15 protein-coding genes are annotated in these 16,203 nt (G+C 71.7%); 5 read left to right on the plus strand and 10 right to left on the minus strand.

Translation table 11 applies throughout. The annotated features are described in order from the left end of the window. Positions 1-149 precede the first annotated feature (149 nt). Complete coding sequence (locus ACXJKD_RS00570; protein ID WP_457252384.1) at positions 150-911, plus strand: class I SAM-dependent methyltransferase; 762 nt, start codon at positions 150-152, stop codon at positions 909-911. A 21-nt stretch (positions 912-932) separates the two neighbouring features. Here ACXJKD_RS00570 and arfB read toward each other — a convergent pair whose 3' ends face one another. Together arfB and ACXJKD_RS00580 are read right to left on the minus strand one after the other, a co-directional pair. Beyond that, positions 933-1,340 carry an alternative ribosome rescue aminoacyl-tRNA hydrolase ArfB gene (gene arfB / locus ACXJKD_RS00575; RefSeq protein ID WP_457252817.1) on the minus strand — a complete coding sequence of 136 codons (408 nt, stop codon included), beginning with the start codon at positions 1,338-1,340 and terminating at the stop codon, positions 933-935. A 74-nt stretch (positions 1,341-1,414) separates the two neighbouring features. After that, positions 1,415-2,128, minus strand: a complete 714-nt coding sequence (locus ACXJKD_RS00580; RefSeq protein ID WP_457252385.1) for a VOC family protein — start codon at positions 2,126-2,128, stop codon at positions 1,415-1,417. A gap of 194 nt (positions 2,129-2,322) precedes the next feature. Here ACXJKD_RS00580 and ACXJKD_RS00585 point away from each other — a divergent pair, with 194 nt between their 5' ends. Next, positions 2,323-2,739 carry an MmcQ/YjbR family DNA-binding protein gene (locus tag ACXJKD_RS00585; RefSeq protein ID WP_457252386.1) on the plus strand — a complete coding sequence of 139 codons (417 nt, stop codon included), beginning with the start codon at positions 2,323-2,325 and terminating at the stop codon, positions 2,737-2,739. A 3-nt stretch (positions 2,740-2,742) separates the two neighbouring features. Here ACXJKD_RS00585 and ACXJKD_RS00590 read toward each other — a convergent pair whose 3' ends face one another. Continuing rightward, positions 2,743-3,441, minus strand: a complete 699-nt coding sequence (locus ACXJKD_RS00590; RefSeq protein WP_457252387.1) for a hypothetical protein — start codon at positions 3,439-3,441, stop codon at positions 2,743-2,745. Positions 3,442-3,511: 70 nt separating this feature from the next. Between ACXJKD_RS00590 and ACXJKD_RS00595 the strand changes: the two genes are divergently transcribed. Both ACXJKD_RS00595 and ACXJKD_RS00600 read left to right on the plus strand, forming a co-directional pair. Beyond that, positions 3,512-5,032, plus strand: a complete 1,521-nt coding sequence (locus tag ACXJKD_RS00595) for a 1,4-alpha-glucan branching protein domain-containing protein (protein ID WP_457252388.1) — start codon at positions 3,512-3,514, stop codon at positions 5,030-5,032. A gap of 177 nt (positions 5,033-5,209) precedes the next feature. After that, positions 5,210-5,641 (plus strand): hypothetical protein, encoded by a 432-nt coding sequence (locus tag ACXJKD_RS00600; RefSeq protein ID WP_457252389.1) that lies wholly within the window; start codon positions 5,210-5,212, stop codon positions 5,639-5,641. Positions 5,642-5,689: 48 nt separating this feature from the next. Here the strand turns inward: ACXJKD_RS00600 and ACXJKD_RS00605 are convergent, their stop codons facing one another. From ACXJKD_RS00605 to ACXJKD_RS00620, 4 genes are read right to left on the minus strand one after another with little or no spacing between them, the layout of a single operon-like run. Then, positions 5,690-6,346, minus strand: coding sequence for an acyltransferase (locus ACXJKD_RS00605; RefSeq protein ID WP_457252390.1), 657 nt, complete (start codon positions 6,344-6,346; stop codon positions 5,690-5,692). Positions 6,347-6,374: 28 nt separating this feature from the next. Beyond that, entirely contained in the window at positions 6,375-7,346 is a 972-nt protein-coding gene (locus ACXJKD_RS00610) for a class I SAM-dependent methyltransferase (RefSeq protein ID WP_457252391.1), read from the minus strand. Between the two features lie 3 nt (positions 7,347-7,349). Beyond that, on the minus strand, positions 7,350-8,144 hold the full coding sequence (locus ACXJKD_RS00615) for an enoyl-CoA hydratase/isomerase family protein (protein ID WP_457252392.1): 795 nt from the start codon (positions 8,142-8,144) through the stop codon (positions 7,350-7,352). Beyond that, positions 8,141-8,629 (minus strand): T3SS (YopN, CesT) and YbjN peptide-binding chaperone 1, encoded by a 489-nt coding sequence (locus ACXJKD_RS00620; RefSeq protein WP_056922757.1) that lies wholly within the window; start codon positions 8,627-8,629, stop codon positions 8,141-8,143. Before ACXJKD_RS00620 ends, ACXJKD_RS00615 begins: the two co-directional genes overlap by 4 nt. Positions 8,630-8,664: 35 nt before the next feature. Between ACXJKD_RS00620 and glgX the strand changes: the two genes are divergently transcribed. Then, on the plus strand, positions 8,665-10,821 hold the full coding sequence (glgX, locus tag ACXJKD_RS00625; RefSeq protein WP_457252393.1) for a glycogen debranching protein GlgX: 2,157 nt from the start codon (positions 8,665-8,667) through the stop codon (positions 10,819-10,821). Positions 10,822-10,827: 6 nt separating this feature from the next. Here glgX and ACXJKD_RS00630 read toward each other — a convergent pair whose 3' ends face one another. From ACXJKD_RS00630 to glgP, 3 genes are all read right to left on the minus strand, one after another. Beyond that, positions 10,828-12,318, minus strand: coding sequence for an FAD-dependent monooxygenase (locus ACXJKD_RS00630; RefSeq protein ID WP_457252394.1), 1,491 nt, complete (start codon positions 12,316-12,318; stop codon positions 10,828-10,830). A gap of 116 nt (positions 12,319-12,434) precedes the next feature. Continuing rightward, positions 12,435-13,472 carry an acyltransferase family protein gene (locus ACXJKD_RS00635; RefSeq protein ID WP_457252395.1) on the minus strand — a complete coding sequence of 346 codons (1,038 nt, stop codon included), beginning with the start codon at positions 13,470-13,472 and terminating at the stop codon, positions 12,435-12,437. 151 nt (positions 13,473-13,623) lie between these two features. Continuing rightward, entirely contained in the window at positions 13,624-16,203 is a 2,580-nt protein-coding gene (gene glgP, locus ACXJKD_RS00640) for an alpha-glucan family phosphorylase (RefSeq protein ID WP_457252396.1), read from the minus strand.

Genomic DNA, 16,203 nt, shown 5'->3' on the forward strand with positions numbered 1-16,203 from the left:
ATGGTTGCCGCTGGGATCGACAGTGGTTTGTCGAGACTTGGTCAGGTGCCATCCTTACAGCCCCTGCCCGTAATCCACACGCCGCCAGTGCGTGACGCTCACCACGAGCCCGGCACGGCAAGCGCTCTGCGCGCCCGGAGGAGGTGACGGTGCCCACACCGCTGACGATCACCGGCGAGCGCACGGTGCCGGGGGTGGCCGCCGAGAACTACTGGTTCCGGCGTCATGAGGCCGGGTATGCCGCCGTGCCCGGCTGGGTGTCGTCGACCCCGAGCGTCGTCCTGGACGCCGGCTGCGGCGAGGGGTATGCCGCGGGCCTCCTCGACACGGCCTGGCCCGGAGTGCGCGTCGTCGGCGTGGACTACGACGCGGCGACCACCGCCCACGCCGCGCGCGTCCACGGAGGTGAGCGGGCGGCATACCTCGGGGGTGCGCTGACGGCGCTCCCCCTGGCCGACGGCGCCGTCGACCTGGCGGTCTCGCTCCAGGTGCTCGAGCACATCTGGACGCCCGGCGACTACGTGCGCGAGCTGGCCCGGGTGACGCGCGCCGGCGGGGTGGTGGTGGTCTCCACCCCGAACCGCCTCACCTTCTCCCCCGGGCTGGGTCGCCGGGAGAAGCCGGCGAACCTCTACCACTGCCGCGAGTACGACGCGGCCGAGCTGGGCGACGAGGTACGCCGCTGGCTGCCCGGCGCCACGGTGGCCGTGGTGGGGCTCGGCCACGGCGAGCGGTTGGCTCGCTGGGAGTCGGCGCGCGGTTCGGTCGTCGCGGCCCAGCAGGACTGCGACCCCGAGGCGTGGGACGTCGACCTGCGCGCGACCGTCGAGTCGGTCACCGCGCGGGACTTCGTGATCGGCGACGCAGACGACTCGAGCCTCGACCTGTTCGCCGTGGCGCGGCTGACGTAGCCCGTCGCCGTGGGTGGCGAGTCAGCCGTCGTCGACGGTCCGGCGGCCGGACTTGAGCTGACCCCGGCGCTTCTTGGCATCGACCCGGCGCCGCTGCGAACCCTTGGTCGGCCGGGTGGGCCGCCGGGCTGGCGGGTCTGGCGCGGCCGCCTCGCGCAGCATCATGACCAGCCGCTGCCGCGCGACCACGCGGTTCTGGCGCTGCGAGCGGTGCTCAGACGCCACGACGAGCAGCCGCCCACCCACGAGCTTCGGCGCCAACCGCTCCAGGAGCCGCTCGCGGGTGGCCTCGGGCAGCTCGGCGACCGCGCGCGACGTCGACGGGTCGAAGTCGAGCTCCACGCGGCTGTCCGTCGTGTTGACGCCCTGTCCCCCGGGCCCGGAGGAGCGGGAGAAGCGCTCGACCAGCTCACCGGCGTCGATGACCATGCCGTGGCGCAGCCCCGGACCCGCGGGCAGGCGCAACGGCGCCCCGGGTTGCGGCCTGCCGCCTGGAGCCGCGATCACGGCAGGAGGCGCAGCTCGTTGCCGTCGGGGTCGGCCAGGGTCGTGCCAGCGCCCTCCCGGCCGAGCTGGTCCCAGTCGTCCACCCGAGTCGCCCCGAGCGAGAGGAGGCGGTCGACCTCCGCGTCGTGGTCGTCGGTGGCGGCCAGCAGCAGGCGCTGGCGGTTCCTCGTGGGCTTGGGGGCGAGCGGGGGACCTCCCCAGGCGACCTTCGTCCCACCCTCCGGGGACTGGATGGCCGTCTCCTCGTCCTGGTCCCACACGAGCGGCCAGCCGAGCACCTCGCTCCAGAAGACCCCCACGTCGCGCGTCCCGTCGCAGGCCAGCTCGCCGAGGAAGCCGCAGCCCGCGAGGAAGGAACTGTCCGGCGGGATGACGCAGAGCTCGTTGCCCTCGGGGTCCGCCAGGACCACGTGCCCCTCCTCGGGCAGCTGGCCGACGTCGAGGTGGCGTGCCCCGAGGCCGACCGCCTCGGCCACGACGCGCTGCATGTCCCCCTCGTCGGTGCTCGTGAGGTGCAGGTGGATCCGGTTGGGGCCGACCTTCTCCGCGGGGCTCGCGACGAACCGCAGACCCACCTGGGTCGCGTCCCCCGCCAGGAGCAGACCCCCGCCGAGCTCCTCCACCGGCCGGTCGAGCACCGAGCCCCAGAAGCCGGCCAGCTCGGCCGGACGGCGTGCGTCGAAGTCGACGGCCACCAAGGTGCAAGACATGCCCGCACCGTGTCACGGGCCTCCGGATCGGGCAACCGGGTTTCCGCAGCAAAGGCCCTCGCGCAGCAGGGCAGGGCCGCAGGCGAGCAGGGGCGCAGCTGAGCCGTGGCTTGGCAGAGCCGTGGCTTGGCAGGGCAGCCGCGCGGGGTCGATCGGGGCACGGGCTGTCGGTGCGCCGGACTAGGGTCGCGGCCGTGGGAGACGTCGACGACGACCTCGACCCGGCCCTGGTGGCCCGGGTCGCCGCGATCTGCCTCGCGCTGCCCGAGACCCACGAGCAGGACGCCTGGATCGGCGTGCGGTGGCGGGTCCGGCAGCGCACGTTCGCCCACCTCGCCCACGTCGACCCGCGCGGCGGCTCGGTGTTCGGGCTGGCCGCGCGACTGGGCAGTCCCGCCGACGTGGTCACGTTCCGTTCGACCGGTGCGGAGCTCGAGGCCCTGGTCCACTCGGGGCTGCCGTTCTACAAGCCGGACTGGAGCCCCCACGTCATCGGCATGGTCATCGACGCCGCCACCGACTGGGCCGAGGTGGCCGAGCTGCTGGCCGACAGCTACTGCCTGATGGCCCCGAAGAAGCTCGCCCGGCTCGTCACGCGACCCGATGGCTGACCGTCAGACGACCAGGTAGGCGACCTTCGCGGTGACGACGTAGTGCATCGCGAGCTTGGATTCAGCGACTGCGGACTCCGTCGAGTCGGGAAAGGGCTCGGAGCGCTGGGTGCGAGTCGCGATGTACGGAGTGAGCATGACGTCAGGCCTCAGGTCGTAGCGCTCGTCACGACCCGCCGCGTAGGGCTCCACCTCGAGCTCGACGGGTGGTCCGTCGCCGGTGGCACAGGTGTACCGGCCCGAGGGCAGCATGCCGGGAGAAGGGTTGGCCATCCTCTGGCGCGACGGCCAGTACACGTCGGCCACGCCCTCCAGGCCCGAGCCGCCGTAGAGGAGGGTGCAGCCCGCGCCGAGGGCACGCCGATGCATCGCGCGCAGGGACGCGTCGACCTCCGGGGTCGTCGCGGCACCGGGGACCACCCGCGAGTGCGCGAGGTCGCACTCGTGGTCGTAGTCGTCGTGGCGTTTCCAGTTGTGCTGCCCCTCCGTGCACTGGTCGAACACCGCGGACCCGACCGGCTGCGCACCTTCGGTCACCTCGTCGAGCAGGCGCTCGGCCGCGGCATCACCAGCTGACCGGGCCGCGACCGCCTCGTCGCCGTCGGGTCGGAACGACGCACCGCATCCCGACATCAGCACGCCGGCCGTCACGGAGAGGACGAGGGGTGCGAGGAGCGCGCGGGGTGGGCGCCGGGTCGACATGGCGACAGTCTGGACGCCCGGGGGCGGCCACACATGAGTATCCGCACCCACTGCGGCAGACTGGTGGCTTGTGACTCCACCCGTGCCGGGCGCCTTCTGCCTCGTCCTGCACTCCCACCTGCCCTGGCTGCCCGGGCACGGGGTCTGGCCCCTCGGCGAGGAGTGGCTGTTCCAGGCCTGGGTGGAGTCCTACGTGCCTCTCGTCGCGGAGCTGGACTCCCTTGCGGCCGAAGGGCATCGCGACATCCTGACCCTCGGCGTCACCCCCGTGCTCGCCGCCCAGCTCGACCACCCCCGCATGCGCCGCGACGCCGCGACCTGGGCCGGACTGTGGGGCCTGCGGGCCCGCGAGCTGGGCTTCGACCCCGACCCGCACCGCCGGTCGACGGCCGAGCGGGAGTATGCCGGCGCGTCCGGGGCCGCGCGGCTGCTCGAGACACGGTGGCGCGCGGGTGGGTCGCCGGTCCTGCGCGGGCTGCGCGACCAGGGCGTGGTCGAGCTGCTCGGCGGGCCGAGCGCGCACCCGTTCCTCCCGCTGCTCCTACCGGAGGTCGCCGCCCTCGCGCTGCACACAGGTCTGGCCGACAGCGCGTGGCGACTCGGCGAACGACCGCGTGGGATCTGGTCGCCCGAGTGCGGCTGGCACCCGGCCCTCGCGCAGCAGTTCACCGAGGCCGGCGTCGGCCACTTCGTCGTCGACGAGCAGACCGTGCGCGACTCAGGCGGACACCCCCATGCCGCGTGGCGGGTGGCCGGGACCGACGTCGTGGCCGTGCCCCGCAACCTGGAGGTCACCAACCTCATCTGGTCCTCGCGCAGCGGGTACCCGGCCTCACCCGTCTACCGCGACTTCCATGCCCGCGAGGAGCTCACCGGCATCAGGCTTTGGGCGATCACCGAGCCCGACGTGGATGTCGGCCGGAAACGGCCCTACGACCCCGACGAGGCCCGCGGCCAGGTGGACCACGACGTGGCGCACTTCGTCGACGCGGTCCGCGACCAGCTGCTGCACGCCCACGAGGTGCGCGGTGAGCCGGGACTGGTCGTCGCGGCATACGACACCGAGCTGTTCGGGCACTGGTGGCACGAGGGTCCGGTGTTCCTCGGCACGGCGATCCGCGCGCTGCGGCGCGCCGGGGTCACGGTGACCACCGTCGAGAAGGCGCTCGCGCAGGGTCACGTCGCCGGCGACCTCGACCTGGCACCGGGTTCCTGGGGCGCGGGCAAGGACTACTCGGTGTGGGACGGCCCGGCGGTGCGCCAGATCGCGCACGAGAACGAGTGGCTGCAACGGCGCTGGCTCGACGTGCTCGGTCGCGAGCGCCTGGCTGGCCGGCTCCAGAACCGGCGACCCGACCTCGACCAGCTGCTGCAGACGTTGTGGCACGCCCTGTCGAGCGACTGGGCGTTCCTCGTCACGCGGGGGCAGTCGGTCGACTACGCGCGACGCCGGGCCGAGGAGCACCGCCGCGACTTCCACCTCCTGGCCCAGCTCATCCACGACGGACGACGTGACCAGGCGCTCGACGAGGCCAGACGACAAGGCTTGCAGGACAACGCCTTTCCCGCGCTGGACGCCCGCCTCGGGTGACCTCCGGAGCACGTGGGGGCGCGCGCCGCCGACCCGTGGACATAGGTGGTTTCCGTGATGTGACGGCCCGCCGGATGCCCTGCAATGGAGGGGGGTCGGCGCCCGCCGGTCACCACGTCCATCGAGAGAGGCCTGGTCATGATGACTTACCACCGCGTGGCCGCTGCAGGGGCAGCCATGGCACTCGGAACCATCGGGCTCGGGGTGAGCGCGGCCTCGGCGGTCGAGCCGACGCCGTTCACCATCACGGAGACCTTCGACGCGTCCGTCGCGGGTGACCCCACCTTCACCGCAACCGGAGGACTGTGCCCGTCCGGCACCCTGTCGGACGACGTGCCGGTCTTCGCCGGCAACCCGGTGATGCCCAAGGCAGCGCTGCTGATCCGCACGGTCTACACCTGCGCGGACGGCAGCGGCCAGTTCTACGCACAGAAGCACGTCTTCATCGTGTTCGGCGAGACGGGGCTCACCAACACCGGGCCGGTGAGCCTGATGGGGGGCACCGGACGCTACGAGAAGCTCAGCGGCCACGGGGTCGACATCGGCGCGCAGGACTTCGAGTCGGGCACCGGCACGGGGGTCGTGACGGGCGTCCTCTCACTCCGGTGAGCGCAGCGGGCGCGCGCCTCGCGCCGGAGCGGGGCGTCCGTCCGCGGGTCACTCGCGCGTCCTGACGACCCTTCCCGGTATGCCGGCCACGACCGACCGCGGCGGGTAGTCACCCCGGGCGACGGCCGAGGCTGCGACCACGCTCTGGTCGCCGATGTCGGTGCCGCGCGTGACGACGACCTTGGTGCCGAGCCAGACGTCGTCGCCGATGCGCACCGGCGACTTGACGATGCCCTGGTCCTTGATCGGCACGTCGAGCGATGTCGTCACGTGGTCGAAGTCGCACACGTAGACGTCGTCGCCGAACAGACACGCCTGACCGATCGAGATGTCGATCCAGCAGTTGATCGTGTTGCGGATGCCGATGACCGACTTGGGACCGATCCGCAGCGTGCCCTCGTGGGCCCGGACGCGGGCGTGCGCACCGAAGTGGGTGTAGGGGCCGACCACGAGGCGGCCGTAGCCCTCCCGGACCTCGAACCGCACGTCCGGTCCGATGAAGCAGGGGCCTTCGAACCGCAGCGACGGGTAGCGCGCGCTCGCTCGCGCCATCCGCAGGTAGCTCAGCAGGTGGTGCCGGGTGAACGCCCGGTTGGTCATCGCCCAGACCACCCAGCGGACCCAGGCCAGCGGCCGGGGCAGGCCGGAGGGACCGCGCTCGCCGTGGTCGGCCGGCGACATGTCCGCATTCGCTGCAGAGGTCACGGGTGTTCGCCTGTGTCTCGGTCGGCGGTCAGCCGGGCTTCACGCCGGTGATGCCGACGTTGTAGAAGAGCCGCGCCGGCACCGCCTTGGCCAGGACGCGGTCGACGGCCGAGAGCCGCTTCCACGAGCCGTAGGCGAACATCGCCCAGCCCCAGCCCAGCACGCCGGGCTTGACCGCTGCCTCGAACGTGCGCATCGGCCACCCCAGCAAGGCCGCCGTGAGCTCCTCGGTCTGGGTACGGACGCCGACGGCGCCCGCGCGCAGGGCCATCCGGGCCAGCTCGTCGGGGTCGAAGGTGTGCAGGTCGACGACCGCCTCCAGGGCCGCGGCGCGCGACGACTCGTCGAGCGCGTCCTGGTCCTTCGCCCATGTGTCGCGCAGGGCCGGCAGCTGGGTGACCGCCTTGGTCGCCTTCCAGGTCACCCGGCCGAGCTGGCGGGCGTACCAGTCGCCCACCCTGGTGGGCTCCCCCGCGATGACGAACCTTCCACCGGGCTTGAGCACCCGCAGGACCTCGCGGAAGGCCGCCTCGACGTCGGGGATGTGGTGGATCACCGCGTGACCGACGACGACGTCAAAAGTGTTGTCGTCATACGGAATTCGCTCGGCATCGGCGACCCTGCCCTGCACCCGGAAGCCGAGCGACTCGGCGTTCGCCTTGGCGGCCTCGACCATCCCGGGCGACAGGTCGGTGACGTGGACCTCGTCGAGGATCCCGGCCTGCTTGAGGTTGAGCGAGAAGAAGCCGGTGCCGGCGCCGAGCTCGAGGGCCATCCCGTAGGGCAGCGGGTCGGGCGTGCCGGTGATGGCGTGGAAGCGGTCACGGGCGTAGTCGATGCAGCGCTCATCGAACGAGATCGACCACTTGTCGTCGTAGGTCTGCGCCTCCCAGTCGTGGTAGAGCACCTGGGCCAGCTTGTTGTCGGCGTACGCGGCGGCGACCTGCTCGGCCGTGGCCGCGCTGACGGGAGCTGCCGCGCTCGTCGGGGTGGACGACATGGGTCAGGCGCCCTCGAACTTCGCCTTGCCGGGACCGTTCTCGACGAACGACTTCATGCCGATCTCGCGGTCCTTCGTGGCGAACAGGCCGCTGAACAGCATGCGTTCGATCTCCAGCCCGGTCTCGAGGTCGGTCTCCAGGCCGCGGTCGATGGCTTCCTTGGCGGCGCGGATCGCGTAGGCGGGACCTCCGACGTACGGCGCGAGGCGCGCCTTCGCGGCGGCATACACGTCCTCGGCCTCGACCACCTCGTCGACGAGCCCGATCGCGAGCGCCTCGTCCGCGGAGACGAAGCGTCCGGAGAACACGATGTCCTTGGCCTTGGCCGGGCCCACGAGCCGGGCCAGCCGCTGGGTGCCGCCGGCGCCGGGGATGATGCCGAGCAAGATCTCGGGCTGGCCGAGCTTGGCGTTCTTGGCGGCGACCCGGAAGTCGCAGGCCAGGGCCACCTCGCAGCCCCCGCCCAACGCGTAGCCGGTGATCGCGGCCACGGTCGGCTTGGGGATGCGCGCAAGGGTGCGGGTGAAGTCCTGGAGCACCCCGGAGTAGTCGGCCATGTCCGTGTAGGACATCCGCTCCATCTCCTTGATGTCCGCCCCGGCGGCGAAGACCTTCTCGCCGCCGTAGAGGACGACCCCGGCGACGTCACGTCGCTGCCCGGCCTCGATCGCCGCCGCCGACAGGCCGGCCTGGACCTCGGCGTTGAGCGCGTTCATCGGGGGGCGGTTGAGGCGGATCGTGGCGATCCCACCCTCGACCTCGAGGGAGACCACGCCCGTGGAGGAGCTGTCGCTCATGCGGGGCCGCCCCCGGGTGCCGGCTGGCCCGCGCCGGGACCGGTGTCCTCGCCGCCGCCCATGATCCGCTCGTGCCACATCTGCACGCCCGCGAGGACGAGCTGGATGGACACGTTGACCAGCGCGGGGACGTCGCTGTTCTGGTCGACGATGTGCTCGCTCGTCACGACCAGGGTGTCGTTGGCGAGTCCGGCCTTCACGACGTTCATCTGCAGGGTGATCTCGTTGCAGGTGGCCAGGCGGGTCAGCGGGTCGCTCGGGACCGCGTCGCTGATCGCCCACTGGCCGAAGACGCGCATGATCTGGAAGTCGCCCTCGGTGCAGCGCACGAACAGCTGCTGGTCCTGCACCGTGAAGGCGACGTCGCCGTCGTTGTCCACGTTGGGCGCCAGTGACTGGTCGATCAGGGCGTCCAGGACCCGTCCGCGCAGGGGGTGTTCGTTCGCGGGCGGGGGGAAGTTGGGCAGGGAAGTCGGATCCGTCATGTGCCCAACCGTAACCACTGCCTAGGCTGAGGGCCATGTCGCCCGCCACGCGCCCGCGTGACCTTCCTCCCACCCTCGGCATGACCCTGGTCGAGGGTGGAGCCGAGTTCGCCGTCTATGCAGGTCACGCCGATTCGGTGGAGGTCTGCCTCTACGACACGGACGACGCGGACGGCAGCTCGGAGCGTCGGCTGCCCCTCACCGAGCGCACCCACGGCATCTGGTTCGGCTTCCTCCCGGGGGTTGGCCCGGGCCAGCGGTACGGCCTGCGGGCCGACGGTCCGTGGCGCCCGGCCGAGGGCCTGCGCTACAACCCGGCGAAGGTGCTGCTCGACCCCTACGCCCGCGCCATCGAGGGCGACGTGTCCTGGACTCCCGAGGTGTTCGCCCACCGGGTCGACGAGCGGCTCAAGGGCGATGACCTGGTGCGCAGCCCCACCGACAGCGTGGGGTCGGTCCCCCGCTGCGTGGTGGTCGACGAGGCCTTCGACTGGGGCGCTGACGCGCCGCCGCACACCCCGTTGGCCGACACCGTGGTCTACGAGGCCCACGTCCGCAGCCTCACGATCCAGCACCCCGAGGTGCCCGAGCACCTGCGGGGCACGTATGCCGGCCTGTGCCACCCGTCGGTCATCGCGCACCTCAAGGCGCTGGGCGCCACCGCGGTCGAGCTGCTCCCGGTGCAGGCGTTCACGTCCGAGCCCGAAGTGGTCCAGCGCGGCCTGACCAACCACTGGGGCTACAACACCCTCGGCTTCTTCGCCCCCCACGGGATGTACGCCTCCACGACCGACCCGCAGGGGGCCCTCGACGAGTTCAAGGGCATGGTGCGGCTGCTCCACGCCGAGGGCATCGAGGTGCTCCTCGACGTCGTCTACAACCACACCGCCGAGCAGTCCGGGCGCGTCGGCGCCTCGCTGTCGTGGCGGGGACTGGACAACCGGGCCTACTACCGCCTGGACGAACGCGGCCAGGACATCGACGTCACCGGCTGCGGCAACACCCTCGACCTGCGGCACGCGATGGTCTGCAAGATGGTGCTCGACTCCTTGCGGTACTGGGTGAACGAGTGCCACGTCGACGGCTTCCGCTTCGACCTCGCCGTCGCGCTCGGACGTGGCCAGAACGACGACTACGACCCCAACCACCCCTTCCTCGTCGCCCTGCGCACCGATCCCGTCCTGTCCCGGGTCAAGCTCATCGCGGAGCCCTGGGACGTCGGCATCCACGGCTGGCGGACCGGTCAGTTCCCTCCCCCGTTCGCCGAGTGGAACGACCGGTTCCGCGACTCGGTGCGCACCTTCTGGCTCGACGACCTCAAGGCCCAGACCGCCGGTCACCACCAGGGCCACGGGGTGCGTGAGCTCGCCACCCGGATGGCCGGGTCGCAGGACCTCTTCGGGTCCCGCGACCGCGGCCCCGTCGCCTCGGTGAACTTCGTCGCGGCGCACGACGGTTTCACCACCAGCGACCTGACCCGCTACAACGCCAAGCACAACGGCCCCAACGGCGAGGGCAACCGCGACGGCACCGACAACAACCGCTCGTGGAACCACGGCGTGGAGGGCCCCGACACCGGGCTCGCGGATCCAGAGGTCGAGGAGGTCCGGCGTCGCTCGGTGCGCAACCTCCTCGGGTCAACCCTGCTCGCCACGGGGGTGCCGATGCTCAACGCGGGCGACGAGTTCGGCCGCAGCCAGGGCGGCAACAACAACCCCTACTGCCAGGACAACCCGACGTCCTGGTTCACCTGGAGCCTTGAACCCTGGCAGCAGGACCTCCTCGCCACGACCCGGTTCCTCACCCGCCTGCGCGCCGACCACCCGGTCCTGCGCCAGCGCACCTTCTTCACCGGTCGCGAGGTCCACGAGGACGGCTCGACCGACCTCGCGTGGTTCGACATCGAGGGCGAGACGATGGAGAACGGCCGGTGGGAGGACCCGTTGACCCGCACCCTGCAGATGCTGCTCAACGGCGCCTGGATCGGCCACGCCTCCCTGCTGGTCGTGCTGCACGGCTCACCCGAGGTCGGGAAGGTGACCCTGCCCGCCGTCCCCGGCCTCACGGCATACCAGCTGCTGTGGGACTCGAGCGACGAGCGCCCGGGCCCGCTCGGCGACTCGACGCCGCCCGGGCCGGTCGAGGTCGGACCCACCTGCATCCGGGTCTACCGGGCGAGCGACGCGACCTGACCGCGCTCAGCCTGCGGGTGCGCCGAACCAGGTCGTGAGCGCCTCGTCGAGCCCGGCCGCCGTCCCCTCGCCCACCCAGGCCACGTGGCCGTCGGGCCGGACCAGCACGGCAGTCGGGGCCGTGACCGTCCCGACGACGGGCAGCACCCAGGGGCCCGGGCTCTCGGCGTCCACCAGCGTGACGCGCCCGTCCACCGAGAAGGGGTCGAGGATGCCCAGCTCGCCGAGGTTGAGCAGGAGGGGCCGGGCGTCGTGGAGCAGCTCGAAGACCCGGCGCGGGCCGTTGGCCGTGGCGAGGTCGAGGTCGGGCATGCGACGTCCCACCAAGGGGTGTCCCCCGCCGAGGTCGTAGACCACGTCGAGCCCGGCCAGGAGCGCGGCGACCTGCGTCCTGGGCTCGTCCGCGCCCAGCACGTCGGCGAACGTCGCGCGGACGGCCTCGGTCCGCGCGTCGCCGCGCTGCAACAGCGCCTGGGTCACGACGTTCCTCAGGACGCGAGCCGTGGCGGGGTGGCGCTCGGTGAAGTAGGTGTCCAGCAGCGTCTCTGGTGCTGCGCCCTGGGCGACCCGGGCCAGCTTCCAGCCGAGGTTGACTGCGTCCTGCACCCCGAGGCCGATGCCCTGGCCGCCGGTCGGTGGGTGGATGTGCGCGGCGTCCCCGGCGACCAGCACCCGCCCACGCCGGTAGTCGGTGGCCTGGAGCGCGGCATCGGTGAACCGCGAGATCCACGAGGGGTCGTGGATCCCGAAGTCCGTGCCGTAGACCTCGGTGAGGGCTGCGCTGAGGTCGGCGAGGGTGGGCTCGGTGGCGTCGCCCAGCGCACGCTCGGTCACGACCATGCCGAAGGTGGTGCCGTCGACGAGGTTGATGCCGTGGATCCCCACGTCGTCGTGTCGGATCCCGGTGGGCGGCTCCTCAGCGAGCTCCGCCTCGGCGATGAGGTGGCTGCGGGTGGCCCGGGCACCGACGAGCTCGATGCCGACCGCCTTGCGGACGACACTGCGACCGCCGTCGGCCCCGACGACGTAGCCGGCCCCCAGCTGGGCGCCGTCTGCGAGGAGGAGGTCGACCCCACTGTCGTCCTGGCGGAGTCCGGTGACCTCCACGCCGAAGCGGATCGGCACCCCGAGCTCGTCGACCCAGCCGCGCAGGATGCGCTCGACGTGGCCCTGCGAGAGTCCGAGCGTGTACGGATGGCGCGAGGGAAGGCCGGCCACGTCCAACGGGACCCCGGCGAAGCTCATCGCCTGGAAGGTCTGGCCCTCGGACAGGAAGCGGTCGGCGATGCCGCGCTGGTCGAAGACCTCGATCGTCCGCGAGTGGAAGCCGCGGGCGCGGGTGCCCACCAGGTCAGGGGTGGGACGGCGTTCGAGGACGACGACCTGCACGCCGGCCAGCGCCAGCTCCCCCGCCACCATCAGACCTGTCGGTCCGGCGCCGACGATCGTCACGTCGACCGACTGGCCCACGCCACCCATGCGGCTCCCCTCGCTCACGTCATCCGGATGCTCAGCTCGCTCAGCTCGCCGTCGATCATGCCAGCCCCAGGCGTTCGTCATGGGACGTCGTTGGTCACGTCATGGTCTCCGGCCCTGAACTCCATGGGCCTGTCTCACCGAGCGGGAAGGGCGTCGCCCGCCAGGGCCACGAGCTCGCTCGTGTCGGTAGCGTCCTTCACGGGCCGGCGCTGGAAGGGTCGCTCGACGACGAACCACGAGGCCAGCGCCAGGGCGACGCTGACGACCGTGACCGTGGTGGCGCTGGCCCACAGCGGCAGGTCCCGCGACTCGACACTCAGGGCCACCGGGAAGCTCCACAGGTAGAGGCCGTAGCTGATCCGCCCGGTCGCCACCAAGGGCCGCCAGGTGAGCAGTCTCGGCGTGCTCTGCGCTGCGAAGGCGACGAGCACCAGTGATGCCACGGTGATGGGGGGCAACAGCCAGGCGAGGCTGGACTGCGGTGGCGCGGCACACATGCCCGCCAACAGGAGCGCACTCCCCACCGCGGCCGGTCTCAGGAAACGCACGGAGGTCCGTGCGAGGGCGAACGCCAGCGCGCAGCCGATCACGATGGCGTCGGCACGGGTGTCCGGCCCGAAGTAGATCCGCTCGACGGGGGCTCCGCTCAACGACAGGACCACGCGCCAGGCGACGACCAGCGCGACCACGACAGCCAGGATGACAGCAGGTCTGCGGCGTCTGGCCACCACCGGGAGCAGGAGCGGCCAGAGGAGGTAGAACTGCTCCTCGAGGGAGAGGGTCCAGGTGTGCACGAGGTTGCCCAGGTTGTGACCGGCGGCGCCCGCGAGGTTCGACGCGTAACCGGCCGTGAGCACGACGTCCAGCAGCGACTGGTGAGACACCAGCAGGTACGCACTGACGCCGATGAGGAGCAGCGCCAGAGCGGGTAGCAGACGGCGAGCGCGTCGCAGGTAGAAGCCGCGGAAGTCGATCCGACCGGTCGCGTCATGCTCCGCACGGAGGATCGAGGTGATGAGGAACCCCGACAGGACGAAGAACAGCGTCACCCCGACGGTGCCCCCCTGCGGGAAGAGCGGGAGGCCCGCGTGCTGGGCCAGGACGAGCAGGACGGCGACTCCGCGCAGCCCGTCGAGTGCTGGCCGGTAGCCCAGCCGTCCCCCTCGTGTCATGCGCGCAAGTGTGACGGGCCTCGGGTGGCCTCCGAATCCGCCGAATGGGCCAATCCCGGTGCGCTCGCCCCGACGCCGCCAGCCCGGGCCCGGACACAGGTATGCCGCGTGCGGGCGTCCGCACGCGGCATACCTCCGAGCCGTGCTCGGGTCAGGCGTTGGCGACCAGGCCCAGCTCGCTGGTGCTGGCCAGACCGGCGTGCTTGGGCAGCACCCGGACGGTGTAGCCGAACGAGCCGGTGCGGGCCAGCGCGAGGTCTCCGGCGAAGTGGTGGCGACCACCCTCGTAGGACTCCACGAACTGGAGCGACTCACTGACCACGTCGCGCAGCTCGTCGGAGTCACGAGCGGTGCCGTGCACGACCTGGACGTCGACCTCGTCGGGGTCGAGCCCACCGAGGGAGACGTAGGCGTTGACGTGCAACGTCTCGCCGATCTCGGGGCTGTCACCGACGCCCGAGGACTCGACGTGGTCGACGCGGACGTTCGGCCACGCAGCCTTGACCTTGGCCTTGTAGGCGGCCAGGTCGCGGGCGCCCTCGAAGGTCGCACCGTTGAGCGCCCAGCCGGCGCGGGCAGCGGGCCCGTAGAGCTGGGTCGTGTAGTCGCGCACCATCCGGCTGGCCAGGACCTTCGGGCCCAGCGTCGCGAGCGTGTGCGTGATCATCGAGATCCAGTTCTGCGGGAGGCCCTCGGCGTCGACGTCGTAGAAGCGCGGCGCCACCGAGTTCTCGATGAGGTCGTAGAGCGCCGAGGCCTCGATGTCGTCGCGACGCTCGGCGTCCTCGACCCCGTCAGCGGTCGGGATCGCCCAGCCGTTCTCGCCGTCGAACCACTCGTCCCACCAGCCGTCGAGGATCGACAGGTTGAGGCCACCGTTGAGCGCGGCCTTCATGCCGGAGGTGCCACACGCCTCGAACGGGCGCAGCGGGTTGTTCAGCCAGACGTCGCAGCCCGGGTAGAGGTACTGCGCCATCGCGATGTCGTAGTTCGGGAGGAACACGATGCGGTGACGGATCTCCGGGTCGTCGGCGAAGCGCACCATCTGCTGGATGAGCTGCTTGCCGGTCTCGTCGGCGGGGTGCGACTTGCCGGCGATGACGAGCTGGATCGGGCGCTTCTCGTCGAGCAGGAGGCGCTTGAGCCGGTCGGGGTCGCGCAGCATGAGCGTGAGCCGCTTGTAGGTCGGCACCCGTCGGGCGAACCCGATGGTCAGCACGTCGGGGTCGAGGATGTCGTCGACCCAGCCGAGCTCGGCCGGGCTGGCACCGCGCTTCTTCCACGAGGAGCGGGTGCGGCGGCGGGCCTCCTTGACGAGCTGCTCGCGCATCTCGCGCTTGGTCGCCCAGATCGCGTCGCGGGGCACGTCACCGATCCGGTCCCAGGCGTTGTCACGCTCGATGTCGGTGGTGCCGAGGTGCTTGGCAGCGACCTCGTAGACCTTGCGGTCCACCCAGGTGCCGGCGTGGACACCGTTGGTGACACTGGAGATCGGGACCTCGTCGTCGTCGAAGCCCGGCCACAGTCCGTCGAACATCCCGCGGCTGACGACACCGTGCAGCTGGGAGACGCCGTTGGCGCGCTGGCCGAGCCGCAGGCCCATGACGGCCATGTTGAACATGCCCGCCTGGCCACCCGGGTAGTCCTCCGCGCCGAGGGCGAGGAGCCGCTCCACGGGGACGCCCTCGACGGCGCGCTCGCCACCGAAGTGACGGGTGATGAGGTCTGCCTCGAACCGGTCGATGCCGGCCGGCACGGGGGTGTGCGTGGTGAAGACCGTGGCGGCGCGGACGGCCTCGAGGGCCTCGTCGAAGGTCAGCCCGGCCGACTTCGTCAGCTCGTGGATCCGCTCGACGCCGAGGAAGCCGGCGTGGCCCTCGTTGGTGTGGTAGACGTCCGGGGTCGGGGCGCCGGTCAGTCGCGACCACAGGCGCAGGGCGCGGACGCCGCCGATGCCGAGGAGCATCTCCTGCTGCAGGCGCTGCTCGCCACCGCCGCCGTAGAGACGGTTGGTGATGTTGCGGGCGGCCTCGTCGTTGTCGGGGACGTCAGAGTCGAGGAGGAGCAGCGGCACGCGGCCGACCTGCGCCTTGAGGACGTGGGCGTGCAGCTCGCGGCCACCGGGCAGGTCGAGGGTGATGACGCAGGGGGTGCCGTCCTCCTCGCGGAGGAGGCTCAGCGGCAGGCCGTCCGGGTCGAGCACCGGATAGGTCTCCTGCTGCCAGCCGTCGCGGTTGAGGCTCTGCTTGAAGTAGCCGGTCTTGTAGAACAGGCCCACGCCGACGATCGGGACGCCGAGGTCGGAGGCCGTCTTCAGGTGGTCACCCGCGAGGATGCCCAGGCCGCCGGAGTACTGCGGCAGCACCTCGGTGATGCCGAACTCGGGGCTGAAGTAGCCGATCGCCTTCGGGGCGCCGCCTTCGACCTCGTCGGCCCAGGCCTGGAACCACCGGGGCTCGGTCAGGTAGGTGTCGAGGTCGGCCTTCGCCGCGGCGACGGCCCCGACGAACTCGGCGTCGCCGGCGAGGTCGGTCAGCTCCTGCGGGGACAGCGCCGACAGCAGCCGGACGGGGTCCTTGCGCACCTTGTCCCAGCGCTGCGGGTCGATCCGCTGGAAGAGGTCGCGCGTGGGTGGGTGCCAGGACCACCGCAGGTTGCTTGCCAGGTCGCCGAGCGCGGCAATGGGCGCGGGCAGGACAGTACGGACGCTGAAGCGTCGGATCGCCTTCAC

The organism is Pedococcus sp. P5_B7 (assembly GCF_054049895.1).